This is a genomic window from bacterium, assembly GCA_026708055.1.
In the GTDB taxonomy this organism is placed as follows: domain Bacteria; phylum Actinomycetota; class Acidimicrobiia; order Acidimicrobiales; family CATQHL01; genus VXNF01.
Window position 1 is genome coordinate 40,157 of record JAPOVS010000035.1, and the last position, 26,697, is coordinate 66,853.

At 70.3% G+C, this 26,697-nt stretch carries 23 protein-coding genes and 2 tRNA genes; 20 read left to right on the top strand and 5 right to left on the bottom strand.

Annotation, left to right across the window (positions count from 1 at the left end):
- Positions 1-73 precede the first annotated feature (73 nt).
- The 7 genes from OXG55_06700 to OXG55_06730 all read left to right on the top strand — a co-directional run bounded on the left by OXG55_06700 (position 74) and on the right by OXG55_06730 (position 5,540).
- The gene (locus OXG55_06700) at positions 74-313 is read left to right on the top strand and encodes a type II toxin-antitoxin system prevent-host-death family antitoxin (GenBank protein MCY4102934.1); all 240 of its coding nucleotides are present in this window, start codon (positions 74-76) and stop codon (positions 311-313) included.
- Positions 310-717 carry a type II toxin-antitoxin system VapC family toxin gene (locus tag OXG55_06705; GenBank protein MCY4102935.1) on the top strand — a complete coding sequence of 136 codons (408 nt, stop codon included), beginning with the start codon at positions 310-312 and terminating at the stop codon, positions 715-717. The genes OXG55_06700 and OXG55_06705 overlap by 4 nt, the downstream gene beginning before the upstream one ends.
- A 65-nt stretch (positions 718-782) precedes the next feature.
- Positions 783-855 (top strand) — tRNA-Arg (locus OXG55_06710).
- Positions 856-858: 3 nt separating this feature from the next.
- Positions 859-3,249: a pyruvate dehydrogenase gene (locus OXG55_06715; GenBank protein MCY4102936.1), complete on the top strand. Its 2,391-nt coding sequence runs from the start codon at positions 859-861 to the stop codon at positions 3,247-3,249.
- A gap of 315 nt (positions 3,250-3,564) precedes the next feature.
- Entirely contained in the window at positions 3,565-4,215 is a 651-nt protein-coding gene (locus tag OXG55_06720) for a M48 family metallopeptidase (protein MCY4102937.1), read from the top strand.
- A 92-nt stretch (positions 4,216-4,307) separates the two neighbouring features.
- Positions 4,308-4,718 (top strand): VOC family protein, encoded by a 411-nt coding sequence (locus tag OXG55_06725; protein ID MCY4102938.1) that lies wholly within the window; start codon positions 4,308-4,310, stop codon positions 4,716-4,718.
- 9 nt (positions 4,719-4,727) lie between these two features.
- Positions 4,728-5,540, top strand: a complete 813-nt coding sequence (locus OXG55_06730; protein ID MCY4102939.1) for an oxidoreductase — start codon at positions 4,728-4,730, stop codon at positions 5,538-5,540.
- Between the two features lie 28 nt (positions 5,541-5,568).
- On the opposite strand, the gene OXG55_06735 is transcribed toward OXG55_06730, so the two are convergent.
- Entirely contained in the window at positions 5,569-6,126 is a 558-nt protein-coding gene (locus OXG55_06735) for a phosphatase PAP2 family protein (GenBank protein MCY4102940.1), read from the bottom strand.
- 210 nt (positions 6,127-6,336) lie between these two features.
- Here OXG55_06735 and OXG55_06740 point away from each other — a divergent pair, with 210 nt between their 5' ends.
- The 5 genes from OXG55_06740 (at position 6,337) to OXG55_06760 (ending at position 13,579) form a co-directional block, all read left to right on the top strand.
- On the top strand, positions 6,337-8,112 hold the full coding sequence (locus OXG55_06740; GenBank protein ID MCY4102941.1) for a glutamine--tRNA ligase/YqeY domain fusion protein: 1,776 nt from the start codon (positions 6,337-6,339) through the stop codon (positions 8,110-8,112).
- Between the two features lie 10 nt (positions 8,113-8,122).
- Entirely contained in the window at positions 8,123-8,545 is a 423-nt protein-coding gene (locus tag OXG55_06745) for a PPOX class F420-dependent oxidoreductase (GenBank protein ID MCY4102942.1), read from the top strand.
- 95 nt (positions 8,546-8,640) lie between these two features.
- The gene (locus OXG55_06750; protein MCY4102943.1) at positions 8,641-11,175 is read left to right on the top strand and encodes a PPC domain-containing protein; all 2,535 of its coding nucleotides are present in this window, start codon (positions 8,641-8,643) and stop codon (positions 11,173-11,175) included.
- Positions 11,176-11,340: 165 nt separating this feature from the next.
- Entirely contained in the window at positions 11,341-13,080 is a 1,740-nt protein-coding gene (locus tag OXG55_06755) for a hypothetical protein (GenBank protein MCY4102944.1), read from the top strand.
- Between the two features lie 55 nt (positions 13,081-13,135).
- Positions 13,136-13,579 carry an OsmC family protein gene (locus OXG55_06760; protein ID MCY4102945.1) on the top strand — a complete coding sequence of 148 codons (444 nt, stop codon included), beginning with the start codon at positions 13,136-13,138 and terminating at the stop codon, positions 13,577-13,579.
- Between the two features lie 9 nt (positions 13,580-13,588).
- Here OXG55_06760 and OXG55_06765 read toward each other — a convergent pair whose 3' ends face one another.
- The 3 genes from OXG55_06765 to OXG55_06775 are packed head-to-tail and all read right to left on the bottom strand — an operon-like array spanning position 13,589 to position 16,501.
- Positions 13,589-14,497 (bottom strand): YihY/virulence factor BrkB family protein, encoded by a 909-nt coding sequence (locus OXG55_06765; GenBank protein MCY4102946.1) that lies wholly within the window; start codon positions 14,495-14,497, stop codon positions 13,589-13,591.
- Between the two features lie 23 nt (positions 14,498-14,520).
- Positions 14,521-15,177, bottom strand: coding sequence for a class I SAM-dependent methyltransferase (locus tag OXG55_06770; protein ID MCY4102947.1), 657 nt, complete (start codon positions 15,175-15,177; stop codon positions 14,521-14,523).
- A gap of 10 nt (positions 15,178-15,187) precedes the next feature.
- Complete coding sequence (locus tag OXG55_06775) at positions 15,188-16,501, bottom strand: hypothetical protein (protein MCY4102948.1); 1,314 nt, start codon at positions 16,499-16,501, stop codon at positions 15,188-15,190.
- Positions 16,502-17,644: 1,143 nt separating this feature from the next.
- Here OXG55_06775 and OXG55_06780 point away from each other — a divergent pair.
- Positions 17,645-18,178, top strand: coding sequence for a hypothetical protein (locus OXG55_06780; GenBank protein ID MCY4102949.1), 534 nt, complete (start codon positions 17,645-17,647; stop codon positions 18,176-18,178).
- Positions 18,179-18,380: 202 nt separating this feature from the next.
- Entirely contained in the window at positions 18,381-19,379 is a 999-nt protein-coding gene (locus OXG55_06785; protein MCY4102950.1) for a nucleotidyltransferase domain-containing protein, read from the top strand.
- A 125-nt stretch (positions 19,380-19,504) separates the two neighbouring features.
- On the opposite strand, the gene OXG55_06790 is transcribed toward OXG55_06785, so the two are convergent.
- Positions 19,505-19,575: transfer RNA gene (locus OXG55_06790), tRNA-Gly, on the bottom strand.
- 157 nt (positions 19,576-19,732) lie between these two features.
- Between OXG55_06790 and tig the strand changes: the two genes are divergently transcribed.
- The 6 genes from tig (at position 19,733) to hisS (ending at position 26,683) form a co-directional block, all read left to right on the top strand.
- Positions 19,733-21,376 carry a trigger factor gene (gene tig, locus OXG55_06795; GenBank protein ID MCY4102951.1) on the top strand — a complete coding sequence of 548 codons (1,644 nt, stop codon included), beginning with the start codon at positions 19,733-19,735 and terminating at the stop codon, positions 21,374-21,376.
- A gap of 34 nt (positions 21,377-21,410) precedes the next feature.
- Complete coding sequence (locus OXG55_06800; GenBank protein ID MCY4102952.1) at positions 21,411-22,034, top strand: ATP-dependent Clp protease proteolytic subunit; 624 nt, start codon at positions 21,411-21,413, stop codon at positions 22,032-22,034.
- 69 nt (positions 22,035-22,103) lie between these two features.
- On the top strand, positions 22,104-23,372 hold the full coding sequence (gene clpX, locus OXG55_06805) for an ATP-dependent Clp protease ATP-binding subunit ClpX (GenBank protein MCY4102953.1): 1,269 nt from the start codon (positions 22,104-22,106) through the stop codon (positions 23,370-23,372).
- A gap of 74 nt (positions 23,373-23,446) precedes the next feature.
- A complete protein-coding gene (locus OXG55_06810) occupies positions 23,447-24,754 on the top strand; it encodes a Mur ligase family protein (GenBank protein ID MCY4102954.1) in 1,308 nt (435 codons plus the stop codon).
- A 211-nt stretch (positions 24,755-24,965) separates the two neighbouring features.
- Positions 24,966-25,379 (top strand): nucleoside-diphosphate kinase, encoded by a 414-nt coding sequence (ndk, locus tag OXG55_06815; protein MCY4102955.1) that lies wholly within the window; start codon positions 24,966-24,968, stop codon positions 25,377-25,379.
- A 5-nt stretch (positions 25,380-25,384) separates the two neighbouring features.
- Entirely contained in the window at positions 25,385-26,683 is a 1,299-nt protein-coding gene (gene hisS, locus OXG55_06820; GenBank protein MCY4102956.1) for a histidine--tRNA ligase, read from the top strand.
- Positions 26,684-26,697 lie beyond the last annotated feature (14 nt).

Below are 26,697 nucleotides of genomic sequence, written 5' to 3' on the forward strand. Positions count from 1 at the left end.
CGACCGACCGTACTTAGTCAGTAAGCTGGCTAAGCTTGGATTGTGAGGTATGCCGTACTAGGGAGAAGAGGGAATGGTCAGCGTCGGCGTGCATGAGGCCAAGACGACGCTTTCAAGACTGCTGCGTCGTGCCAGCGCGGGTGAGGACGTCGTGATCACCCGCGGCGGTGAGCCGGTTGCGCGGCTCGTCCCGGTCGAACAATCGGGACGGAGAGAGTTGGGGCAGGACATCGGTGTCTTTGAGTACCCGGAGGACTTCAACGAGCCGCTGCCAGCGGCTCTGCTCGGTGCCTTCGAGGGTGAGAGCGCGTGAGGGTACTGATCGACACATGCGTGTTCCTATGGATGAGGATGGCACCGGATCGACTCGCCCCGAAGGTGCGCGAGACCCTTGTGGACAGAGGAAACGATGTCCTGTTTTCGGCCGTGTCCTCCTGGGAGATCGCAATCAAGTACACGGTGGGGCGCCTCGCGTTGCCCGAAGAGCCTGACGTCTTTGTCTCCGAGCGGATTGCCTCGAGCGGGCTCACGCCACTCGCCGTCGAGCATTCCCACGCCCTCCGGGTTGCCTCGCTGCCGATGCACCACCGAGATCCGTTCGACCGCCTGCTGATTGCCCAGGCGGTTGAGTTGCAGGTGCCGGTCATCACCGACGATCGGCAGTTCGACCTGTACGGGATCGACGTGATCTCGGCTGTGCCCCGGCCGGTCGCTTAGGGGCGGTCTCGACTGCTGTGGGAGGAGCGGCTCATGCCGCAACCGTTTCGTAGACTGGTCTCCCCGCCCCCGTAGCTCAGGGGACAGAGCAGGGGACTTCTAATCCCAAGGCCGCAGGTTCGAATCCTGCCGGGGGCGCTGATGAGTCAACGCACCGACACCACCAGAGCAGAGGCTGAGGCCGGCCCGGACGCGGCGCGGCCGGTTCCCGATCTGGATGTCCTCGACAGCATCCAGCGGCGGCTGCTGTGGCTGGCGACTCGCATCGTGGACGTGGCCAACCGGCGGGAGGGGCTGGAGATCAAGGTCGGGGGACATCAGGCTTCCTCGGCGTCGATGGTGTCGATCATGACGGCGCTGTGGTTCGCCCACATCGACGGCAACGACAAGGTGGCCGTCAAGCCGCACGCCTCGCCCGTGTACCACGCCATCAAGTACCTCACCGGCGAGCTGGACCGCTCGTACCTCACCACGCTGCGCAAGCGCGGCGGCCTGCAGGCCTACCCGTCGCGCACCAAGGACCCCGACGTGGCCGACTTCTCGACGGGGTCGGTGGGCCTCGGGGCGGTGGCGCCGCTGTTCTCGGCGCTGGTGCGGCGCTATACCGACGCCCACTTCGATCCGTCGCCGCCGGCCCGCTTCATTGCCACCGTCGGGGACGCCGAGCTGGACGAGGGAAACGTCTGGGAGGCCATCGCCGATCCGGTCACGCATGGGCTGGGCAACTTCACGATGGTGGTGGACCTCAACCGCCAGAGCCTCGACCGGGTCATCCCCGACATCGCCGCCATCCGCCTGAAGAGCTTCTTCAGCCACGCCGGCTGGCACGTGGCCGAGGCCAAGTACGGCGCCCGGCTGCGGCGGCTGTTCTCCGAGCCCGGCGGCGACGCCCTGCGAGCCCACATCGACGCCATGTCCAACGAGGCCTATCAGGCGCTGTTCACCTACCAGGGTGCCGAGCGGCGCAAGAAGTTCCTCCAGGGCGCCGACGCCGCGGTGTGTCGCCTAACCGACGCCTTCGACGACGACGAGCTCTTCGCCCACGTCACCGACCTGGGCGGCCACGACCTCGGCCAGCTCATCGACTGCTTCAAGGCCTGCGACATCGAGTCCGACCGCCCCAGCGTGGTGTTCGCCTACACCGTCAAGGGCTGGGGGCTGCCCATGGCCGGCGACCCGCTCAATCACGCCGTGTTGCTGAACCCCGACCAGATCGACGCGCTGCGGGCCACCGTCGGGCTCACCGAGGCCACCGAGTTCGACCGCTTCGACCCCGACAGCCCCGAGGGCCGTGTGTGCGCCTCGGTCGGCTCGGACATCAACAACCCGCCACCCGTGCCCCGGCCCCGGCTGGCGGTGCCGGATGCGGCGGGCCCGCCGACGCTGCGAGGCAAGGTCTCCACCCAGGAGGCGTTCGGTCGCACACTCACCCGCCTCGCGGACGTGGCCGAGGTGGGCAAGCGGTTGGTGACCACCGCCCCCGACGTGTCGATCTCCACCAACCTGGGCGGCTGGGTGAACAAGGCGGGCGTCTACTGGCACGAGCACCGGGACGACCACGGCGGCGCCGAGCGGCTGCTGCGCTGGGCGCCCTCGCCGGACGGCCAGCACATCGAGCTGGGCCTCTCGGAGATGAACATGTTCATGCTGCTGGGCCAGCTGGGACTGTCGCACGACCACCACGGGCAGCACCTGCTGCCGGTGGGCACCGTGTACGACCCGTTCGTGCTGCGGGGCCTCGACGCGTTCATCTACAGCCTCTACAACGACGCCCGTTTCGTGGTCGCCGGCACGCCGTCGGGCATCAGCCTCGCCCCCGAGGGCGGCGCCCATCAGTCCACGATCACCGCCGGCGTGGGGGCCGAGTTGCCGGGGCTCACCTACTTCGAACCGGCCTACGCCACCGAGGTGGACTGGCTGCTGTGCGACGCCCTGGACGGCCTCAGCCGCCCCGACGGCGAGAGCGCCTACTTCCGTCTCAGCACCCGGCCGCTGGACCAGGCGCCGTTCGCGGCGGCAGCCGAGCGCCTCGGCACCGACGAGCTGCGCCGGCAGGTGCTCTCGGGCGGGTATCGGCTGCGGCCCGCGCCGCTGACAGACCGCCCCGGCGTCACCATCGTCACCACCGGGGTGATGGCACCCGAGGCGCTGGCCGCCGCCGACGCACTGGGATCCGAGGGCGTGGACGCCGCCGTGGTCCACCTCACCAGCCCCGACCTGGTCTACCGCAGCTGGCAGGGCACCTACCGGGCCGCCGCCGCGACGGCCACGGTGGTGCGGCGCCCCAGCCGGATGCACCAGCTGATCCCTGCTGAGGAGCGCCACCGCCCCGTGGTCAGCGTGCACGACGCCTCCAGCCACGCCCTGGCCTGGCTGGGCGCGGCGGTGGGCTCGCGGCACATCCCGCTGGGGGTTGACCGCTTCGGCGAGTCCGGCACGATCGCCGACCTGCACGCCATCGCCGGCATCTCCACCGGCGACATCGTCAACGCCGCCCTCATCGCCGTCTACGAGAGCACCGACACCGAGTAGCAGGTTCGGCCAGGGTCCCGGCCCTCCGGGCTGTCACAGGGGTTGGCTATCCTGCGGCATGGTGATCGCTGGGCGCTGCCCCGTGGTCGCCGACTTGGCCGGTCGCCGTGTTGTCCGGAATCGGCAGTGCCGAGCCGTGCCGATCCGAGCCCCCTGCCTGATTGCCCTATTGCGACTGCCCTTGCCAGATCGGGCCCCGTTGTCTCCGGCCGCCTGCTGCGATGCTCAGCAGGTATCGGGGCGGAGACCCACCACCGCTTCGACCCGACAGCGCCCGCCCGTGCGACGCGCCCGATCCGCCAGTAGGGGGAACGAATGAGAACGATGCCGAACTCCGTCCGGAGCCAGACCAACGGATCCCAGAACACCGCCATCGGTGAACTCGCCGAGGAGTGCCGCCCGCTGCCGGGAGAGGATGGCACCGACGAGTTGGAGGAGTTCGAGCCGCCCCCGGTCGTCATGCCGTTCCGCGTCAATGTCATCCGCAGCGCGAACCGGCACAAGACCGTGTCCTCCCGTCTGGCGGGCGGGGTCCTCGAGATCCGGATACCGGCCTGGATGTCCGACTTCGACGAGGCCGAGGTCGTCAACAACTTCTGTCGACGATTCGAGGAGCGCCACCGTTGCTGGGAGGTTGATCTGGGCGCCCGCGCGCGCGACCTCGCTGCCCGCTACGACCTTCCCGAACCCCGCGCCATCCGCTGGTCCACCCGGCAGCGCCAGCGTTGGGGTTCCTGCAGCACATTGAAGGGTGAGATCCTGATCTCGCACCGGCTGACCGAGGTGCCGCCATGGGTGCTCGACTACGTCATCGTCCACGAGTTGGCCCATCTGCTCGAGTCGGATCACTCAGCGGCCTTCGACGCGCTGGTGGCGCGCTACCCGCTCACGGAGCGGGCCATCGGCTACCTCGAGGCGTTCGGGGCGTGGGCGGACGGCGTCCTTGAACGGAGCCCGGGGAGTTGACGCCGCCGTGAGCGGCCGACGCCGTTCGCCACGGGATTGACCGCTCTCGGGGGCTCCCGTATGGTTCGCCGAACCGGCTGGTGAGGAGCAATATGACCGTCAACGCACTCGACCACTACAACATCCAGACGGCTCGGCTCGACGAGACGGTCGAGTTCTACGTCGATGTGCTCGGCTTCGCCAGGGGCTACCGGCCGGGCGTGCGGGGGACCGGGGCATGGCTCTACGCCGGCGGCCGCCCGTACGTGCACATCAACGTGATCGACGACGACATGGCCGGACCCACCGGCCCCATCAACCACGTCGCCTTCGAGACGGCGAACGAGCCCGGCGACTACGACGCCATGCAGCGGAGGCTGACCGAGCGCGGGCTGCCGTTCGAGGTGAACGACAGCAGGCCCGACATCCCGCTCCGGCAGATCTTCCTGCACGACCCCAACGGCATCCGCCTCGAGCTCAACTACCGCGACGCCCCCTTGGTGCCGGACCCGGTGGACGCCTGAGTCGCGACCATGACCTGGATTCCGAGTTGCGCGCTCGTGACCGGAGCGACCAGCGGCATCGGGGAGGCCGCCGCGCTGGCTCTCGCCGAGGCGGGCGTCGGCGGTTTCGTTATCACGGGGCGGCACGCCGGGCGGGCGGAGGACGTTTGCAGTCGCCTCAGGGGCCTTGGAGCGTCGGCCGAGGCGGTGCTGGCCGACCTGTCCGAGGCAGGGGCCGCTGACGCGATCTTCGCTGAGATCGACGGCCGCGGACTGTTGGCGGACACGCTCGTCAACGCCGCCGGGCTGACGACCCGCGCCTCTGCCCTCGACGTCGACGCGGCGACCTTCGATGAGCTCTTCGCCGTCAACGTGCGCTCGCCGGTGCTGCTGAGCGGTCGGTTCGCCCGGCGGCTTCAAGCAGCCGGGGCACCGGGGACGGTCGTGGACGTGCTGAGCGTGGCCATGCACGGCGGGGCGCCGTTGATCAGCGTCTACTCGATGACCAAGGCGGCCCTGGGCATCCACACCCGCAACGCCGCCCATGCGCTGCGCGGCGACGGGATCCGGGTCAACGGGCTGGCGATGGGCTGGACGCTGACGCCGGGCGAGGACTCGGTGCGGCGGAACGTCCACGGCGACGGGGACGGCTGGGAGGCATTGCACGCCGCCGATCTGCCGCTGGGTCGTCTCATGCGCCCCGGCGAGGTGGCCCGCGCCATCCGCTATCTCGCTACCGGGGAGTCGGCGCCGATGACCGGATCCATCGTGACGTTCGATCAGGCCTCCTACGGCATCTCCGATCTCCATCTCGAAGAGCCGCCCGCCGGTCGGCCGGGGTAGGCCGGTGCGGCCGAAGGCGGGCGGCCGCTCAGCCCAGCGGCCAGATGCGGCGGGCCAGGTGCCCCAGCACCGTGCCGGTGAGGAGACCTCCGGCCACGTCGGAGGCGTGGTGGATGCGCACATGGATGCGGCTGAGCGCCACCGTCGCTGCCAGTAGCCACAGCAGGCCCCGCCAGCGGCGCCCGCCCGACTCGCCCAGCAGCATCGCGGCCACCACCGCGCTGGAGGCGTGACCGCTGGGGAAGGCGGTCGTGATGGGCCGGCGCAGGTAGAGGGGCCGCTCACCGTCGTCGACGAGGGGACGCGAGCGCCTGACCAGCGACTTCAGGAGACCGTTCACGAACATCGAGTCGAGCCCCAGGACGGCGGCAACCCGCCAGATGTTCCGCTCGGCGCGCCGCGAGCCGCCGACGGCGGCCAACGCCGCCAGCAGTAGCCAGATCAACCCGTAGTCGCCGAGTTGCGACGCCGTGTAGAACACCCGGTCGGCCCAAGGGCGCCCGCGCAGCTTGTCGAAGAGGGTGTCGACGCGGTCATCGAAGTCGGCCGCACGTTCGAGGATCCTCCCGAGAGTGAAGCCGCCCACGTGGTCCATGCTATGGCGCGGCGTGTCGCGGGACGATTCGGAGGTGCCCGGTGCGGGGCGACCGGCCCGCGGCGCGCACTGCGGGCCTGCTGCCACAGCACCGCCCCCGGCAGCCTCGCTGGAGCGCCAACCGGCCCGCGGCGTGCGCCGAGCGCTCACCGGGGCGCTCAGCCGTTGGTGCGTCGCGTGTGGGCTGCTAGATGTAGATGCGTGGCTGAACCGTCCGAGGACCCGGCGCGTCCGGTCACCGATGCCGGAGGCGCCGGCGCCTCTGGAGCGTCCGAGGACGGCCGCAGCGAGCCCCCGGAGCACCGGCGGCCGCTGGACTTCATCCGGAGGCAGGTCGCCTCCGATGGCGAGGCGGGTACGTTCGGGGGGCGGGTGCAGACCCGGTTCCCGCCCGAACCCAACGGCTACCTGCACATCGGCCACGCCAAGTCGGTCTGCCTGAACTTCGGCGTGGCCGGCGAGGGCGGCGGCGTCTGCCAGCTGCGTTTCGACGACACCAATCCCGCCGGCGAGGACGCCGCCTACGCCGCCGGCATCGCCGAGGACATTGCCTGGCTGGGCTTCGACCCCGGGGTCCCCCTGCACACCTCGGAGTACTTCGAGCAGCTCTACGAGTGGGCCGAGCACCTGGTGATCCAGGGGTTGGCCTACGTGGACGACCAGGACGCCGAGACGATCTCGGCCACCCGCGGCGACTTCACGACTCCCGGAGTGGTCAGCCCGTGGCGCGACCGCAGCCCGGAGGAGAACCTGCAGCTACTGCGGGACATGCGGGCGGGGCGCTTCGGCGACGGCGAGAAGGTGCTGCGGGCCCGCATCGACATGACGCACCCCAACATGCTGATGCGCGACCCGGTCATGTACCGGATCCGCCACGCCCGCCACTTCCGCGCCGGCGACGCCTGGTGCATCTATCCCACCTACGACTGGGCGCACGGCCAGAGCGACGCCATCGAGGGCGTCACCCACTCGCTCTGCACCCTGGAGTTCGAAGGGAACCGGCAGCTCTACGACTGGTACCTGGACCGGCTGCCGCTACCGGGCGACCGGCCTCGCCAGACCGAGTTCGCCCGGCTGAACCTCACCCACACCGTCATGTCCAAGCGGGCGCTCGGCGCGCTCATCGACGGCGGCCTCGTGGACGGCTGGGACGACCCGCGCCTGCCCACGCTGCGAGGCTTGCGTCGGCGCGGCTACCCGCCCGAGGCCATCCGGGCCTTCTGCGCGCACATCGGCGTGGCCCGCGTCAACGGCACGCATGAGATCGAGTTGCTGGAGTCGTTCGTGCGAACCCACCACAACCGCTTCGCCCAGCGCCGCATGGCGGTGCTGCGGCCCCTGGAGGTGGTGATCGACAACTGGCCTGGCGGGCACGTGGAGTACCGCCGGGCCCCCAACAACCCCGAGAATCCCGCCGACGGCACCAGGGAGGTGCCGTTCTCGGGGCGGCTGTGGATCGAGCGGGACGACTTCATGGTGGACCCGCCCCGCAAGTTCTACCGCCTGGCCCCCGGCCGCGAGGTGCGCCTGCGGGCGGGCTACTTCCTGCGCTGCGACGACGTGGAGACCGGGGCCGATGGTGAGGTGCTGCGCCTGCGCTGCGGTTACGACCCCGAAACCGGTGGGGGACAGGCTCCCGACGGGCGCAAGGTGCGCGCCACCATCCACTGGGTGTCAGCGGATCACGCGGTCGAGGCCGGTGTGGCGCTCTACGACCGGTTGTTCACCGATCCGGTGCCGGGGGCCGACGGCCGCGATCCGCTGGAGTCGTACAACCCGGCGTCCCGGGAGATGATCACCACCGCCAAGATCGAGCCGGCGCTGCGTGAGACGCCGCCCGGCGAGGTGGTTCAGTTCGAGCGGCTGGGCTATTTCGCCCGCGACAGCGACCCTGATACCCAGATGCTGTTCCACCGCACCGTCGGCCTGCGCGACGAGTGGGCCAACATCCAGAAGCGTCAGAATCGCGGCCGGTAGGAGGTCGACAATGGAAGTCTCAGAAGCAACCGCCTGGGCCGCGGCGCGGAGCCTGGGCGTGCTCATCACGATCCGCTCCGACGGCCGGCCGCAATCGTCGGACATCGTGTACGACCTCGACGGGGGCGCGTTCGTGATCTCGGTCACCGAGGGCCGGGCCAAGACCGCCAACCTGCGCCGCGACCCTCGCGCCGTTCTGCACGTCTCCGACGCCGCCTCTTGGTCGTACGTGTCCTTCGACGGTGCCGTGGAGTTGTCACAGGCGGCGAGCAGCCCCGACGACGCAACCTGTGACGCGCTGGTCAGGTACTACGAGCGCGTGACGGGCAAACCGCATCCGGATTGGGCGGAGTACCGCCGGGCCATGGTCGACGAGCGTCGCCTCATCGTGCGCTTCACTCCCAAGGCTGCGACGGGGATGATCCGCGCCTGAGATCATCCGGGGTTCATCTGGACCGCCCGACCCACGGATCGGACACGCCGCGCAATAGAGTCCCCGCTGGTGTCTCCCAGGGAGGTATGCGAGTCATGGAGAGAGAGTCGAGGCTGCGCCGGTGGATGTTCGCCGGTCTGGCGGCCGCGCTGGTCGGAAGCGTCCTGGCGATCGCCGGTACCGGTGTCGCCTCCGGAGAGGAAACGGCCTCGGAACAGGAGCCGGCTGGCTGCCCGGTCACGAGCATGGGCACGCTCGGCGCTCCGACCGGCAGCGCTGTGCGGGCGGAGGGTCGCTGGACCACCGAGGACTGCGAGTCGCGCTTCCGTCCCGGCAACGACGCCCACACCTACAGCTTCGAGGTGCGCAGCCCGGGCCGGATCCGCATCGAGCTGACCTCGCCCGAGGCTGATCCGTACCTCTATCTGCTCGCGGCCGACGGCACTCGGCTCGCGGACGATGACGACGGCGGCGCGGGCCTCGCCGCCCGTGTCGAGCGCGACCTGCTGCCGGGCGTCTACCTGGTGGAGGCCACCACGGTCGGCGGCCGCGGCGCGGCGGACTTCACGCTCAGCGCCAGCCGTGTCGCCGGCTGTGACGTCGTGCAGCTCGGGACGCTGGCGCCGGACGTCGACCTGACCGCCATGGGTTCGTGGTCGCTGGACACCTGCGGCTCCCGGATCGTGGCGAGCCACCCCGCGTACAACTACTCGTTCGTTCTGCCGGTCGACGGGCGCGTGCGGATCGACCTGACCTCCGAGAGCGGCGATCCCGTGCTCTCGCTGGCGTCGCTCGAGGGAGCCGTGATCGGTGCCAACGACGACGGCGGAGGTGCGCTCAACTCGCGCATCGAGCAGTACCTGGCGGCCGGCGTGTACTTCATCGAGGCCACCACGTACCTGGCCCGCGACCTCCAGCCGCTGCGGGCCGACTTCACGCTCACCGTGCACTTCGTGGACGAGTTGGCACAACAGCAGGACTTCCAACTCAAGGTCGAGAAGGTCCACCTCCCCGACGAGGTGGTCGCGGGGGACCCGGTCATGGTGAACTACCGGGTGGGCAACGCCGGAGGCGGCGATCTGCCCGGCGGCGGGAACCTCACCTTCGTCTACGCCGTGGGGCGCGTCGAGGGAGGGCGCCGCGTCATCGACTTCCATGGCCCGGTCGCCGGAGCCGGGGGACGCTGGCCCGCGCGGACGTCCTACCACTCCGATGATGCGGTGGCGAGCGCCACGAGCCAGGCGAACCCCGCCATGAGGCCGCTCGAGATCAGCTTCGAGGCAGCCGGCTCGGCCTGGCTGTTCGTCGGCATCTTCACCGAGGACGAGGACGAGAACGAACTCGGGTTCCACGGCTCCTGGCACAACCTGATGGTGCTCAGCGGCCCGGCCTTCGACCCTGTCGAGGCGACCGTCGACGGCACGGCCTATCGCGTGTCCGCGGAAGCCGACGAGGAGGGGGCGGTCACGACAACGGTGACGCCGGTCGCCGATCCGGAGGCCGAGGTCGACGAGAGCACTCAGGCCAAGGCGATCTACACGGCGGGCGTGCGCACGCAACTGCTGGCCGGCGTCTTCGAGCGACCCGCTCTGGCCGCTCTGGCCGGTGTGGACGAGACATTGGTGACGCCGGTCGTGGCTCTGCCGTCGGATCCTTCCTCCGGCAGCCTTCTCGAGACGTTCGGGGCGGCGTACGCGACGTTGATCGGCTCATCCGGGCCGGCCGAGTCGGTGGCCGCCGGCGAGGCGATCAACCCGCTCGCAGCGGAGGAGTTGGTGCTCGCGGTCGCCGCGAGGGCATCGGGCCGCTTCACTTCGCTGGCATCGTCCTGGAGCGCACTGCTGGAGAGGCTGGAGGGGGGCGCGGCGCTGCGACTCGACGAGGCGTTGTCCTTCCAGTCCGAACTCGCCTACACCGAGGCGGTGGTGGCCCCGGCGGCGACGGCGGGGAGGATCGTCGCCGCGGCCCGCGAGGCCGAGACGCGCTGGGAGGATCCGGGCGTTCGCGCCATGATCGCCGAGTTGGGTTCCTGCGGTGACGGAGGGGCCGATCTCGCCGTCGCCCTCGCCGCGGCCACCCAGGCCGCCGTCGACGAACTAGTGCTGCTCGACACCGAGATGCGCGCGGTGCTGCCGGTCTGGGGTCCCGCTGTCGACGGCATCCTCTGCGCCGCCGCGGCCGCCGACGCGGTGAACTTCCGGTTCCTGGAGCGGCTGGCACTCGACGAGAGCGAGGAGCTGCGCGAGCTGCTGCTCCCGGCGGAGCCCGAAGAGGATCCGGAACCGCGGACGTACCGGCTGCGCGTCATCGCCCGCCTGGGCACCGACGGTCGCGTCGAACACGGCGTCGAGCTCGTCCCCGGAGTCGCGCTCCTGCCGGACGTCCGCTACCTGCGGGCGGACGCCCCGGTCGGCGAATGGCGGGAGAGCAGCGACGTCGAGTCGGGCGACGAGGCGCTCGGGCGGGTCCGCGCCCGGCGCCTGGCCGACGGCCGCGTCGAGATGGGCTTCGTCGCCGGTGGCGAGGAGCACGAACTCGACATCCGCTACCTGCCCGCCGACCTCCCCTCCGATGTCTGGTTCCGCAGCAGCGAGATCGAGGTGACGTCCGCCCCTGCTCCCTCCGGGTAGCTCGGGCGGGCGCGCCCGCCTGGGCGGTGACCCAGATGCAACGAATTCGGCACCGGCGCGCCCGCGGGGATCCGGTCCGGCAGCGAGACCGGTGCATTGGGTGCGTGAGATTCTTCGGCTTCGCGCCAAACGCGGTACACCGACAAACTGAGCGGGGAGGTGACCGTGGCCGCTGGGGGAGATGACAGGTCTGTCCGCTACGAGCCGGAGGATCGTCCGCCGGCGCTCGTGACCGCCGGCGTGGGGCTGCAGGCGGCGATGACGATCATCGCGCCGGTCGCCCTGACCGTCGTCATCGTGGCGCGGATCGCCGGGCAACCGGACTCGTACATTTCGTGGGGAGTCGTGGCGGCGCTGCTGGTCAGTGGGGTCGCGACCGTTCTGCAGGCGGTGCGACTCAGGCGGATCGGGTCCGGACACGTGCTGGCGATGGGGACCTCCGGCGCGTTCATCGCGGTTTGCGTCGCCGCGCTCGAAGCGGGCGGTCCGTCCCTGATGGCCTCGCTCGTCGTCGTCTCGTCGCTGGTCCAATTCGTGCTGGCCGCTCGCCTGTCGATGTTGCGCCGGGTGTTCACGCCGGTCGTCTCCGGGACGGTCGTCATGCTCATCGCGGTCACCGTGGCTCCCGTCCTCTTCGACACCATGGGAGACGTGCCCGACGGCACGGGGCGGGCTGCGGCTCCGGTCGCGGCACTCGTCACCATCGTGACGGTCGCTGCCCTGGTCCTTCGTGGCTCCCCGTCCGTGCGGCTGTGGTCGCCGGTCGTCGGTATCGCCGTGGGCTGCGCGGCAGCCGCACCGTTCGGGATCTATGACACGGATGCCGTGGTGGCGGCGCCCTGGGTCGGTTTCCCGGTGGCCTCCTGGCCGGGATTCGATCTGTCTCTGGATGCCGACTTCTGGGCTCTCCTTCTACCGTTCGTGGTCGTCACCATCGTGGGTGCGGTCGAGACCATCGGCGACGGGATCGCGATCCAGCAGGTCTCGAGGCGCGACCCGCGGGCCACCGACTTCCGGGTCGTGCAGGGGGCTCTCAACGCCGACGGCGTGGGCAACCTGCTCTCGGGCATCGCGGGCACGCTTCCGAACACCACGTATTCCTCCAGCCTGGCGCTTGCGGAGGTCACGGGAGTCGCGGCGCGGCGTGTCGGGGTCGTCATCGGCGGCGTCTTCATCGGAGTGGCGTTCTTCCCGAAGCTCTCCGCGCTGCTCATCGCCATCCCCGGACCTGTGGCGGCGGCATACGTGCTCCTCCTGATCGGGATGCTCTTCGTGCAGGGCATGCGACTCGTCGTTCAGGATGGTCTCAATCATCGGAAGGCGACTGTCGTCGGACTGTCGTTCTGGCTGGGGGTCGGCTTCCAGAACCGGTGGATCTTCCCCGACGTACTGGGCGACGGTTTCGTCGGGGTACTGCTCGGGAACGGCATGACCGCGGGAACGATCTCGGCGGTCGCGATGGTCGTCTTCATGGACCTGACCGGCTCGCGTCGGCGGCGCCTGCGGGTTCGGTTGGACGCCGCGGCCCTACCGCGCGTGCGAGAGTTCCTCGGTGGGTTCGCCTCGAGAGCCCAGTGGAGTGAGACGGCGACCGAGAGGCTGACCTCGGCAGGCGAAGAGGCCCTGGCCGTCCTCCTGCAGGAGGACGGTGAGCGCTCCGACGGCGCCCGGCGGCGCCTCGCCGTGACCGCTCGCATCGAGGGTGCATCGGCGGTCGTGGAGTTGGTGACCGTCCTGGAGGGACAGAATCTGGAAGACCATCTCGCCTATCTGAGCGAACTGCCTCCTGCTCCCGATGAGCGGGAGGTGTCGTTCCGGCTGCTCCGGCACTACGCCGCCGCCGTGCGCCATCAGAAGTATCACGGAGTCGACATCGTCGAGATGACGGTGGACCGGCACCACTAGCGGTCGGGGGGATTCGCGCCGGGAGCGCCGCCGGTGGTGCCCGTAGGCTCGGGCCATGACCACCATCACCGCCGACCTGAAGGTCGAGCCCGGCGCCGAGTTCCGCGTGGAACTGCGGGCCGGGGAACACGTCTGGGGTGCCGACGAGCCCACCGATCTCGGGGGCGGTGACACCGGTCCCAACCCCTACGAGTTGCTGCTCTCCTCCGTCGCGGCCTGCGCGTGCATCACCGTGTCGATGTACTGCCGGCGCAAGGGCTGGAAGCTCCACTCCATCTCCGCTCGCTACACCCACGACCGGGTCCACGCCCGCGACTGCGAGGACTGCGAGGCCGAGGCCTCCGGCTACATCGACCGGGTCCGCAGCCAGATCTTCATCGAGGGCGACTTCGACGACGAGCAGCGAGAGAGGCTGGTCGACATCGCCCGGCGCTGCCCCGTGCACAAGACCCTCCAGCGGGGCGTGTCCTTCACCACCGAGGCGGTGTTCGCCGGCTAGGACCGGGCGCTACGCCGGTGCGTCGCCGGGCGTGACGCCCTGGCGGCGACCGGCGAGCAGGCTGTTGACAACAGCGCCGACGAGCAGCCCCATCGCCAGCAGGTACAGCCAGAACAGCAGGCTCAGCACGCCGCCCAGCAGGCCGAACACCGTGTTCATACCGCTGGAGGCCAGGTCGAGATAGAAGCGGAAGGCGGTCGAGGCGACCAGCCACCAGGCGGTGGCCACCGCGGCGCCGGGCAACTCGTGGCGCCAGGAGGATCGCCGCCTCGGTGCGACGTGGTAGAGGGTTGCGGCCCACAGCACGACGGCGACGGCCACGAGGGGCCAGCGGAGCCACACCCACGCCGTGGCGAACGCGTCTCCGCGGCCGAGCCGCTCGGCCACGTCCTCTCCGCTGCCGAGCAGAGGCCCCAACACGACCATGACGGCGACCAGGGCGGCGACGATCACGGTCACGATGGTGATTCCGAACCCGACGAGACGCGTCGCCAGCCAGCGCCGACGATGTTCGTGGCCGTAGGTGACGTCGAGAGCGCGCACCACGGCGATGAACCCGCGTGAGGAGGCATACAGCGTGAGGACGGCGCCCAGCGTGATGACACCGGCGTTCGACCGGGTGAAGAGGTCGGTGACCGTGCCGCGCAGGGTGCTGTCCCCCCCGAAGGTTTCGCTGACCCGGTCCAGCAGCCAGCCCTCGATGTCGGCGGCGGCCGCCGCGCCGATGACCGCGTCGAGCGAGCCGAGCATCCCGGCGAACAGGAGGACCGCGGGAAACAGCCCCAGCAGGGCGTAGAAGGCGATCTCGGCGGAGAGCCCCGGCAGACGCACTCGCAGCCAGTGCCGGCGGAACTCATCGACGAGATCCAGAGCCTGTCGCCGGAGCGGCCCGAACCGGGACCAGTCGAGGCGGATCATGCGCCGCCGATGCCGCGGGGGACTCAACCCGGCGTGATGACCGTGAGGCCGTCCCCAACGGGCAGCATCGCCACTTGCGAGCGGGGATCGGCCGCGGCATGGGCATTGAAGGCGCGCAGGGCCTCGGTGGTGTCGTCGTCCTGGTCCGGGTTGGCCACGCCGCCACCCCAGAGCACGTTGTCCACCAGGATGATCCCCTGAGGCGACAGTCGAGGTAGCAGTTCCTCGTAGTAGTTGATGTAGTTGGCCTTGTCGGCGTCGATGAAGGCGAAGCCCACCTCGGGCCCGGGCGGCAGGCTTCGCAGCGTCTCCAGCGCCGGGGCGATGCGCAGGTCGATGCGGTCGGCCACGCCGGCGCGCTCCCAGTACGACCGGGCGATGGCCGTCCACTCCACCGAGACGTCGCAGCACAGCAGCCGCCCGCCCGGCGGCAGGCCCTTGGCTACCGCCAGCGCCGAATAGCCGGTGAACGTGCCGACCTCCACCGCCAAGCGCGGTTGCAGAAGGCGAACCAGCATCATCATGAACGATCCCTGCACGGCGCCGATCTGCATGCGGCCCGCGTCGCCGAGCGCCTCGGTGACGGCGATGAGGTCCCGCTGCACTGCATCGGGGGGACTGGAGTGAGCGTCCATGTAGGCCAGCAGAGCCTCGTCGATCTGCGTGATCTGCGAACTCACCGGGCCGATCCTACGAGCTGTCGCCCCCCGCGGGTTCGCCGACGAGGCCGGGTGGTGGCACCCGACGGGCGACAGCCACCGGGACAGCGGCGACCGCGAACAGGCCGGCGGCGGTCGCCAGCGCGACCGGCACCGAGACGAACTGTGCCACGAGGCCCAACGTCACGCCTCCGAGAACCTGGCCCAGTGCTTCTGCCTGGCCCAAGAACGAGATGACCGTGGCTCGCACCCCCGAGGAGGCCTCGCGGTTCGCCATGGCCTCGGCGAGCGGGTAGGTCGTCTCGCCCGCCACGTCGAGGATCGTCCAGCCGGCCAGCGCCAGGGCGAAGATCGGGCTGATCGCCAGGGCCAGCGCGCCGACGCTGGCAACTGCCAGGAGCCGGACCAGGAGCCGGGCGTCCCGGGGCGTGTCTGGTGTGGCGAGGCGGCGGCGCAGCCAGACCATCACGGGAATCGACAGCCCCGCCATGATGAACCAGACGACTCCGAAGAACACGACGGCCTCGCCGCCGTCGTAATCGGGCAGGCCCAACGTCACCAGTCGCAACGTGTCGAGCCGCTCGATGGCCTCGCCGGCGAAGCCAGCGATGACCGCTGAGGAGACGACGCCCAGCAGCATCCGGCGCCGCAGCGTGAGGGCGGCCCCGTGACTCCATAGGGCACGGGCCTCTCGCCACGCACCCCGTGCGATCCGGCGGTCCGGGGTGTCTCGGCGGAAGGAGGTCTCGGCCATGGCGCCGACGAGATAGGCGGCGAATCCCAGCGTCAGAGCGCCGGCGATGACCAGCGCGCCGCGCAATGACCACGATCCCGCCCCCACCATCACCGCCACGCCGACCATGACGCCGACGGCCCGCCACATGGCGTGGCGCACGATCAGCTGATCCAGCAGGGCTGCGCGGGGACCGTCGTGGCGCGGTTCGGCGGGCGACGGCGCGCCGCCGCCGTCAGTGGATGCGCCGCCCGCCTCATCGCCCGCCGGCGGCCGTCCCGACCCCGTGAGCAGCTCGTCGGTGACCCAGGCCGTCGCCGCGCCGCTCTGCATGGTCCAACCCACGGCCCAGACCGCCTGCCAACCGATCAGAGCGCCGAAGGCCGGCGATGCAGCCATGAGCCCGATCGCCGCGCCCATCACGGCGAAGGAGGCCACCACCGAAGGCTTGCGGCCGTGCAGGTCCGCCAGCACGCCCGTGGGCGCTTCTGCCAGCAGGATGGTCAGCACGAGCGCGGTCCCCAGGAGCGCCAGCTGCAGCGGCGAGAGTCGCAACTCCACGACCCACCACACGACCGCCGGCAGCCCCGCCGACCAGGCGAGTCCCTGCACTCCGCCAGTGAGGAGGAACAAGCGATCGGGCCGGCGGCGCACGACCGCGCAGCATAGGAACGGCGACTGGTGCTGGTAGCGTCGTCGCACCGCCCAAGGGAACGAATCATGCAGCACCTCGTAGAAGTCGATACATGAGCGCTACCTCGCACACGAGGAACCTGATGGAACCCTCGTCCTCACCCCGGCGGTCGTGATGTCGGCCCATGAAGCCGCTCTGTTGCGTCACCCCGAACTTGTCGAGCAGATCAACGCCGATCTGGCGGATCCGTCGGCGGCCCTCTCCTCCTCAGCAGGCCGACGCGAGCGCTGACTCGCACCGCGTCCACACTCTTGATGCCGACTGCCCGATTTTCCCGCCCTCAATGTGAACGGCGACCCGTTCAGAGGGCCGCTGCGGTCCCCTCGTTCACCTCTGCGAAGCGCGACGCGCTGCTGGCGGACTACCGCTTCGGCTGGTCGTACGCTCCGTGGCGCGGGGGTCGCGCGCTGGAGGCACCGCTTGCCGTACCCGACGACCTGTCGGTGCCGGGGGCGGAGAACATCTGTGACTGGAGAACAGCCAGGTAATCCCCACAATCCCCTGCACGAACAGGAGAGCAACGATCCCCAGCGGAGAGTTTGGCGCCATGGGTACCGTGCCTACTGCTCGGAACACGACCCGCCCGGCTGGGACCCTGAGGTGCGCTTGGTCCGCTGGGCGGACACCGGTGAAGTTGCTGGGGACGACCGGGCGTGCGCCGCTTGTGGGCTTGAGTTCCGCCCCTGTGACCACGAAGACTGCGTGTTCGAGGATTGGGCGGATGTCCACGACCCGTGCATTGGGCACTTGGACTTGGGCTCGGACGTCGAAGTGAGGTCGGCCTGTTGTGGCCACGGCGTGGAGACTGGCCACCTCAGAGTCGCAATCTATGTTGACCTGCCGCCCGACTCGGGGTGGGGGCCGCGAATCGCTGCGGTGCCCGAGGAGGAGGCGTGATCGCGAGCGCCTGGGACCCTGCGCGCACTTGACGTCACCGCGGTCGCCAAGCCCCTGAATGACGATCGGACGCCGCGACGAGCACGTCTCGCGGCTCCCTTCGGATTCGGTCTCCGAGTATCGTGACGGCGAAACGATGCTCAATCCCTCGAAGGGAGCCACCCGTGAGACGCCGACTGCTCGCCAGCCTTGCCGCGCTCGTCGCGCTGGGCGCGCTCGTACCCGCCACCGCGGTCGGGAGTCAGGAATCCGAGGTGACGATCCGCATCGTCGCCCAGCGCCTTGAAGATGGTCGCGTTGAGTTCGGCATCCAGCAGCAGCTGAACGGCACTTGGGGCGACCGCCTCCTGCCGAGGGCCCGCTATTTCCCCGCTGGTACCGAAGTCGGCCGCTGGCTGCGCAGCAGCCCCATCGACCTCACCTCCGCAGGCACCCCCCAGGCAGCGCCGGCGCCGCGCAGCGGTCTGTATGTCGCCGATAGCTACTGGTCTGACGACCGGGACGAGTACTTCGTGGTCGTCGGCGGCCTCTCATCGTCGCACACCTACTGTGAAGTCCACCTCACTCGCGACGGGCGACGCATCGGCGAATGGAGCAACGAACTGTGGTCCGGCAGTCGCTCGGAAGTAATCGTGACGATCTACCTCGGGCCCCAGTTCGACAGCACGTTCGACGGCGTCGATGTCGAGTGCTCCTGACCCCCGGCCACTTGTATACGACCAGTGTGCGGGTTCGCTACCCCTACGACATCCAACCTCCTGTGCCCGTCGACATCCGTCTGGGCCGACGGGCACCGTCAAATGCGGCCGTTCTCCAGGTGTCGATGTCGAAGCGTTCGGGAAAGCGTTTCGGGGCGAGCGAGATGTACGTCGCCTGTTCGCCGCCGCGTAGACTGGCCCCATGGCGGTTGTTGCGCCACCTGAGGCACCGACTCGGGAGGATGCGGAGGCCGCGGCGGCGGCGCTGCTCGCCGCTGGCGTCGACGAGGTGCTGCTGTTCGGGTCGGTCGCCCGTGGCACGGCGAGTTCGTTCAGCGATATCGATCTGGTGGCGATCTTCGCTGATCTGGATTACTCCGAGCGCCGCGTGCGCCGACAGGAACTGGAGGCGACGGCCGGGGCGGTCGTGGCGTGGCCGGTGCAGGTGCACGTGACGGACCGCCCGGAGTGGCGGGCCCGCGTGGAACGGGTGTCCACGTCGTTCGAGCGCAGGATCGCCGTGGAGGCGGTTCCGGTGGCGGCCGCCGCCGACGGGCGCCCCGTGGATTGGGGCAAGGAGATGGTGTTGCCGATGAGCGATCCGCAGCAGGCACTGCGCTACTTCGACGCCCGGGTCGTCCCGCGGTTGCGGGACGTAGCCGCCGCCGCAACCCGGGGCCACGCCGAGTCGGATCCGCATCTGTCGCCGGCCCGCCAGGAACGCGCACGCCTCCAGCGTCTGGCGACCCTGTGCACCGCGGCGGCACTGACCGCCGAGACCTCCCTGAAGGCGCTCGCCGTGCTGCACGGCGAGACCGCTCCGACCGAGAAGGAGATGAAGCGCGCGGGCCACAGCATCGCCAGGGGCCTCGGCCTCGTGCCCGACGCGGCGCGCCCGGAGGCGGCGGCCGTGTTCGACCGCCACGGCGTGGACCCCGACGTGCTGTCCGCGTGGCGTGAGCGCAACACCTACCCGGACGACGCGGACGTGCTCCATGCCGACGCCGGGCGTCTCGCGCCTGCCTACGCGGCGATGGCGGCGGAGATCACCGCGCTGCTGGCGGCGCACCTGCGACAGAGGACTGAACCCGGCCCGGCGCTCGAGGAGGCCGTGGCGCAGCGGGACAGTCACGCTTTGCTGATCGGCGCCGTCGACGTGCAGTCGGGCGTACCGACGCTGCCGGACGGCATCGACCTCTGACAGCGCACCGGTTGTCCTGGATGGCCGCTAGCTGGAGGTTGCCGAAGGATCTGCAACGACACGCCAGGTCAGCGCGGCCGCAGAGACAATCTCCCGACGTGACCTGACTCACTGCGAGGGCGGTGAGCGGGCGAGGGGAGTCGAACCCCCGTCATCAGCTTGGAAGGCTGAGGTTCTACCGTTGAACTACGCCCGCGGGCCTCGATCAGGCTAGCGAGGCCGCGGGCGGTCCCCGGCGGCCACGGCGCAGGTCCGGGTGCGGGAGTCCACGCTGATGCGACCCGGGGGAGAGCGGCGGGAGGCCCCGGGACCCCAGAGGGGGCGAATCCGACCGCGCCGGTAGGGTTTTTGCCGTGGAGAGCACGCTGGCGCAGGCCGACGACGGCAAGGTCAGGATCTCGATCAGCCTCGACCGCCAGGAGATGGACGCGGCCGAGGAGGCCGCCTACCGCCGGATCGTCCGCCAGGTGCGTCTCCCCGGGTTCCGGCCCGGTCGGGCGCCTCGCAAGGTCCTGGAGGCCCGCCTGGGAACCGGGTACATCCGTGCCGAGGCGATGCAGGACGCCCTGGGGGCCTACTACCAGCAGGCGGTGGTCCGCCACGACGTGGACGTCATCGCCCCGCCCGAGATCGACATCACCGCAGGGCAGGAAGAGGGTCCGGTGACCTTCGAGGCGCTCGTCGAGGTGCGCCCGACGGTCAGCGTGGACGGCTACGACACGCTGGCTGTGGAGATTCCGAGCCCGCTGCCGACCGACGACGAGGTCGAGCTGGCCGTCGACAACCTGCGTGCGCAGTTCAGCGAGTTGGAGACGGTCGGGCGACCGGCCATCGACACCGACCATGTGACCATCAACGTGGTCGGAAGACAGGACGGCGTCGAAGTGGAGGGCCTGACCGTCTCGGACTACACCTACGAGGTGGGATCGGGCGCCGTCGTCCCGGAGATCGACGAGAACCTGCGCGGCGCTCGCCCCGGCGACATCCTGGAGTTCAACGCCCGCCACCCCGATGAGTCCGTCGAGGATCTGCTGCGGTTCCGCATCCTGGTGAAGGAGGTGCAGGCCCGAATCCTTCCCGACCTCGACGACGACCTGGTCCGCTCGGTCAGCGAGTTCGAGACGGTCGCCGAGCTGCGCGACGACCTCGCCGAGCGCCTCGGGGAGGAGAAGCGTGCGAGGGCCAGGATGCTGCTGCGCGAGCAGGTCGCCGAAGCCGTTGCCGGACTCGTCGTGGCCGACCTGCCCGAGGCTCTGGTGGCCTCCGAGGCCGATCGGCGCCTGGAGCGGCTGCAGAAGGTGCTGGGGGACCACCAAGGCGACCTCGCGGGTTACCTGGCCGCGCGCGGCGTACCCGAGGAGCAGCTGCACTCAGAGGTGCGCCGAGATGCCGAGGCGAGCGTGCGGCTCGATCTCGGGCTGCGGGCAGTGGCCGACGCGGAGGCCTTGGAGGTGACCGACGCCGATCTGGCCGACGAGGCCGACCGCGTCGCTGCGCTCATGGAACTAGACCCCGAGGAGTTCCGCCGCAAGCTGGACGAGAGCGGCGGCTGGTCTCCGATGCGCGCCGGGCTCCGCAAGGAACTCGCCCTCCAATGGCTGGCGGAGAACGCTGCGCTGCGCGACCCCGACGGCGCGAGCATCGCCGGCGAACTGCTCTCGGGGCCGAACGCCGAGGGCCTCGGCGCCGTCGCCTCGTCGGGGCCCGACGGCGCCGTGACCCTGGACCTCTTCGACGGGGAGTACGGCGGCGGTCTCGACGAGGAGGATGCCGACGGCGGCGAACTCGACGGGAACGGCTCCGGCGACGATCCGTCAGCCGGCCCCGCAGTCGACTCGGGTCCGGACACCGGTCTCGCGGCCGGCGGCGACGGGCCCGGAGCCGGCGATCCCGGTAACGTGCCGCAGGGCGAGGCCCGGGCCGTATCCTCTACAGATGAAGATGCGCCCGAGGACGCCCGCAGCTCGTGGCTGCGTCGCCGGGCACAGAGGCGCTAGGAGCCGCCGGCCCGTGACCGCACCCCGCAACTACCTGGTCCCCACCGTCATCGAGCAGACGACGCGCGGCGAGCGGGCCTTCGACCTCTACTCCCGCCTGCTGAAGGAGCACATCGTGTTCCTCGGCACGCCGATCGACGACACCATCGCCAACCTCACGTGCGCCCAGCTGCTGCACCTCGAGTCGGAGAACCCCGACAAGGACATCAGCCTCTACATCAACTCACCGGGCGGCGACATCAACGCCCTGTTCGCCGTCTACGACACCCTGCAGTACATCCGCCCCGACGTGACGACGATCTGCTTCGGTCAGGCGGCCTCCGCCGCGGCGGTGCTGCTGGCGGCCGGCGCGCCGGGCAAACGTCTGGCTCTGCCGCACTCGCGCATCCTCATCCACCAGCCCTACGCCGGGGCGCACGGTCAGGTCTCCGACATCGAGATCGCCAGCCGGGAGATCCAGCGCCTCAAGACGCAGCTCGAAGAGGTCCTCGCCCGCCACACCGGCCAGACCCTCGAGAAGATCCAGACCGACACCGACCGTGACTACGTTATGACCGCGGCCGAAGCGCAGGAATATGGGATAATCGACGAGATCATCGAGTCTCGCGGCCTCACGACCAGCGCGGACGAGCCGCCGAGGATCAGCGCCGTGCCCTAGGCGCGCGCCGAGCCGTGAACCGAACGATCAGGAACCGACCGATCAGCACGAGCAGCAGGAGGAGGACTGTTGGCCAAGCTTGGTGAGGGCGAACTCCTCAAGTGCTCCTTCTGCGGGAAGACCCAGAAGCAGGTCAAGAAGCTCATCGCCGGTCCCGGTGTCTACATCTGCGACGAGTGCATCGATCTCTGCAACGAGATCATCCGCGAGGAGCTCGAACCGCCGGAGGTCCCGATGGGGGACCTGCCGAAGCCCGCGGAGATCTTCGAGTTCCTGAACGACTACATCGTGGGCCAGGAGCGGGCCAAGAAGATCCTCTCCGTGGCGGTCTACAACCACTACAAGCGCCTCCAGCTTGGCACCTCCGCCGGCGGCGGCGAGGACGTGGAGCTGGCCAAGTCCAACGTGCTGCTCATCGGCCCGACGGGCTGCGGCAAGACCCTCATGGCCCAGACCCTGGCGAAGATCCTGAACGTGCCGTTCGCCATCGCCGACGCCACGGTCCTCACCGAGGCCGGCTACGTGGGCGAGGACGTCGAGAACATCCTGCTGAAGCTCATCCAGGCCGCCGACTACGAGGTGAAGCGGGCCGAGACGGGCATCATCTACATCGACGAGATCGACAAGATCGCCCGCAAGAGCGAGAACCCCTCGATCACCCGGGACGTGTCCGGCGAGGGCGTGCAGCAGGCGCTGCTGAAGATCCTGGAGGGCACCACCGCCTCGGTGCCGCCCCAGGGAGGACGCAAGCACCCGCACCAGGAGCTCATCCAGATCGACACCACCAACATCCTGTTCGTCTGCGGCGGGGCGTTCGCCGGCCTCGACACGATCGTGGAGAACCGCATCGGCCGCAAGGGAGTCGGATTCGGCGCGGACGTGCGCCCGATCGAGGAGAAGGACCTCGGCGAGCTCTACAGCAAGGTGCAGCCGGAGGACCTGCTGCGCTTCGGCATGATCCCCGAGCTGGTCGGGCGGCTGCCGGTGGTGGGCGCCGTGTCGAACCTCGAGCAGGACGCCCTGGTGCGCATCCTCGTGGAGCCCAGGAACTCCCTCACGAAGCAGTACCGCAAGAAGTTCGAGTACGAGAACGTCGAGTTGGAGTTCACACAGGAGGCCCTCGAGGCTGTGGCGGAAGTGGCAATGGCCCGTGGCACCGGGGCCCGCGGCCTGCGGGCTGTCATGGAAGAGGTACTGCTGGACCTCATGTTCGAGCTTCCGGGGCGCACCGACATCGAGCGTTGCGTCATCGACGCCGCCACCGTTCGCGCCAACGCCAACCCCACCCTGGTTCCACGCCTGCGTCCCGCCGAGGCCTCGAGGCGCGCTGCTTCCTGAGCCTGGGCTGTCCCACGCCATCCGTTGCGTGATTCGTCTGTCCCACGACGCCGTGGAGCGGTTCCCCGCCGGCGATGACACTGCGTGATGCCATGGCGTGGCTGGACCGCCACGTCAACCTGGAGGCCGCCGCCGGAAAGGTGCACGGTCTGTCGCTGGACCGGATGCGGTCGCTGGCGGCGGTGTTGGGGGACCCCCAGCGGGACTTCCCGGCGGTCCACATCACCGGTACCAACGGCAAGGGATCCACGGCGCACCTGATCAGCCGCCTGTTGGCGGCGAGGGGGCTGTACGCCGGGACCTACATGAGCCCGCATGTCAGCAGCATCAACGAGCGCATACAGCTGGCCGGCACCCCCGTCACCGACGACATGCTCGCCGGACTGCTGGGGGACGTGCGGCGGGTGGTCGAGGCCGCCGGGCTCGAACCCTCCTGGTTCGAGATCATGACCGGCGCGGCGCTGCGCTGCTTCGCCGACACCGCCGTGGACGTGGCCGTCGTGGAGGTCGGAAAGCTGGGACGCTACGACGCCACCAACGTGGTCGACGGCGACGTGGCAGTGGTCACGAACGTGGGGGAGGACCACACCGACGGCGGTCCCGGATGGCGGGCGGCGGTGGCGTGGGAGAAGGCCGGCATCGTGAAACCCGGGGCGGTGCTGGTTCTCGGGGAGACCGATCCGGCTCTCCGCGAGGTGTTCTGCGAGGTCGGACCCTCCCGGACGGTCCTGCGGGGCGAGGACTTCGCCTGCGCCCGCAACGACCTGGCCCTGGGCGGCAGGATGTTGGACATCACCGCTGCCGGTCGCTACGAGGACGTGTTCCTGGAGCTGCACGGCCGGCATCAGGGCGACAACGCGGCGCTGGCGTTGGCCGCCTGCGAGGCGTTCTTCGACTCCCCGCTGCCCACCGAAGTGGTCAGCGAGGCGTTCGCCGGCGCCGGGCTGCCGGGGCGCCTGGAGGTCGTCGGGCGGGCGCCGCTGACCGTGGTCGACGGCGCGCACAACCCCGACGGGGCCTCCGCCGCCCGCGTCGCGCTCGAGGAGGACTTCGCCGGTGCGGCCCGCACCTTCATGGTCATCGGCATGATGCGCGAGCGCGACCCGGGGCGGATGTTCTCCGAGATCGGCGCCCACCGCTGCGAACTGCTCGTCACCACCACCGCACCGTCGCCCCGCGGCATCCCTGCGGTAGAACTGGCCCGCATCGCCGGCGAGGCGGGCATCCGCTGCGAGGCCGTCGAGGATCCCGCCGCCGCCGTCCGGCACGCCCGGGCGCAAGCGGCCGACGGCGACCTGGTCTTCGTGTCGGGTTCCCTTTACGTGGCCGGTGCCGCGCGCAGCGCCGAAACGATCGAATCAGCCACCACCTGGAGCTTCTAGGGAAGAACGACTCGTACGGTCCGTGTGGAAGCAGGAGGGCGGAGGACGCCGGGGCGGAGCCGGATCGATTACGCAGGCGAGCGCCGGCGGTGGCAGCGGCGGCCCTCGCCCGGTCCGCGGCACCCGGACTCCCGCCCGGGCCCCACCGGCGCAGGTAGCCTGACTCCCGGTCCCCGGGCGGGGTATCTCGGAGCGAATCGGAGCGGGAAAGATGGGCGCAACGCTGGTGCTGTGCAAGCCGGACGCGGTCGAGCGCGGCCTCGTGGGCGAGATCCTGAGCCGGTTCGAGCGCAAGGGGTTGCGGATCGCCGCGGCTCGGCTCCTGCAGATCGACGCCGACCTGGCGGCGCGCCACTACGCCGAGCACGTCGAGAAGCCGTTCTACGCCGAGTTGCGTGACTTCATCGGCCGCTCGCCGACGTTGGCCCTCGTGCTGGAGGGGCCCGAGGAGACCTACGCCATCGTGCGCACCCTGATGGGCCCGACGAACCCTGCAGGCGCCCCGCCGGGGACGATCCGCGGCGATTTCGGCCTGGAGGTCACCGAGAACCTCGTGCACGGCAGCGACAGCGAGGCCGCCGCCGCGCGGGAGATCGCCCTGTTCTTCGGTGATCTGGACATCTGAGCGCCATGTCACTGCAGGCGCCGCGGGGCACGCGCGACATCCTGGCGCCGGACTCCGCGAGGCTGCGCGCCCTGGTGGACGCCTTCGCCACCGTTGCCGAACTGGGGGGTTACGGCCAGGTCGTCTCGCCGATGTTCGAGCAGATCGAAGTGTTCCAGCGCGTGGGCGAGGCCACCGACATCGTCTCCAAGGAGATGTACCAGTTCCGGGACCCCGGCGACCGGCACCTGGCGCTGCGCCCCGAGTTGACCGCTTCGCTGGCCCGGGCCTTCGTGCAGCACCGGCCCCCGCTGCCGTGGAAAGCGTGGTACGAGGGTCCGCAGTTCCGTTACGAGAAGCCCCAGGCAGGCCGCTTCCGGCAGTTCAACCAGGTCGGAGCGGAGCTGTTCGGCAGCGACGACCCGCAGGCTGACGTGGATGTGATCGCGCTGGCGTGGCGCTTCTGTGCAGGTCTCGGTCTCCGGCGGTTGCGCCTCGTGGTGAATTCCCTGGGCGATCGCGCAGACCGGGCCGCCTACCGGGAGGCGCTGGCCGCCTACTTCGAGCAGCGGGCGGGTGAGTTGTCCGCGCAGGGACGGGAGACGCTGGGTCGCAACCCGCTGCGCCTGCTGGACTCCAAGCGCCCCGAGGACCGGGCCGTCGTGGCCGGCGCCCCGGGCATCGAGGACTACTGGAGCCCGGCGGCAGCCGAGCACTTCGCCGCGGTGCTGGCCGGACTGGAGGCGCTGGGCATTCCCTTCGAGCGCAACTCTCGGCTGGTGCGGGGGCTGGACTACTACCGGCGCACCGCTTTCGAACTGGCCTCCGATGCGCTCGACGGCGCCCAGGACGCAGTCGGCGGCGGCGGTCGCTACGACGGTCTGGTGGCCGATCTGGGCGGTCCCGAGGTACCGGGCGTGGGCTTCGCGCTCGGCGTGGATCGCCTGCTGCTGGCCTGCGACGCCGAGGACACCTTCCCGGCGCCCTCGGGAGCGGCGGAGGTGTTCGTGGTGGACGTGACCGGCGGTCGGGAGGCCACGCTGCTGGCCGAGGAGTTGCGCCGGGCAGGCGTCCGGGTGGAGCGGGCCTTCGACGGCCGCTCCATGAAGGCGCAGATGAAGGCGGCGGACCGTTCCGGGGCGCGCTGGGCGCTGCTGGTCGGTCCCGACGAGTTGGCCGGCGGGGTGGTGTCGCTGCGCCGGATGCGCGGCCACGAGGCCGCGGAGGTGCCGGCGTCGGTCCAGCGGCGGATCCCCCGCGCCGACGTCGCGGCCGAGTTGGCCCGGCTGCTGGCCGGGGGCGCCGCAGAGGGGAGCGCGCCGTGAACGAGGCGAGAGGC

Coding starts and splice junctions, on each gene's coding strand:
- OXG55_06700 (MCY4102934.1), top strand. CDS start 74: ATGGTCAGCGTCGGCGTGCATGAGGCCAAGACGACGCTTTCAAGACTG.
- OXG55_06715 (MCY4102936.1), top strand. CDS start 859: ATGAGTCAACGCACCGACACCACCAGAGCAGAGGCTGAGGCCGGCCCG.
- OXG55_06720 (MCY4102937.1), top strand. CDS start 3,565: ATGAGAACGATGCCGAACTCCGTCCGGAGCCAGACCAACGGATCCCAG.
- OXG55_06725 (MCY4102938.1), top strand. CDS start 4,308: ATGACCGTCAACGCACTCGACCACTACAACATCCAGACGGCTCGGCTC.
- OXG55_06730 (MCY4102939.1), top strand. CDS start 4,728: ATGACCTGGATTCCGAGTTGCGCGCTCGTGACCGGAGCGACCAGCGGC.
- OXG55_06745 (MCY4102942.1), top strand. CDS start 8,123: ATGGAAGTCTCAGAAGCAACCGCCTGGGCCGCGGCGCGGAGCCTGGGC.
- OXG55_06750 (MCY4102943.1), top strand. CDS start 8,641: ATGGAGAGAGAGTCGAGGCTGCGCCGGTGGATGTTCGCCGGTCTGGCG.
- OXG55_06760 (MCY4102945.1), top strand. CDS start 13,136: ATGACCACCATCACCGCCGACCTGAAGGTCGAGCCCGGCGCCGAGTTC.
- OXG55_06765 (MCY4102946.1), bottom strand. CDS start 14,497: ATGATCCGCCTCGACTGGTCCCGGTTCGGGCCGCTCCGGCGACAGGCT.
- OXG55_06785 (MCY4102950.1), top strand. CDS start 18,381: ATGGCGGTTGTTGCGCCACCTGAGGCACCGACTCGGGAGGATGCGGAG.
- OXG55_06810 (MCY4102954.1), top strand. CDS start 23,447: ATGACACTGCGTGATGCCATGGCGTGGCTGGACCGCCACGTCAACCTG.
- ndk (MCY4102955.1), top strand. CDS start 24,966: ATGGGCGCAACGCTGGTGCTGTGCAAGCCGGACGCGGTCGAGCGCGGC.
- hisS (MCY4102956.1), top strand. CDS start 25,385: ATGTCACTGCAGGCGCCGCGGGGCACGCGCGACATCCTGGCGCCGGAC.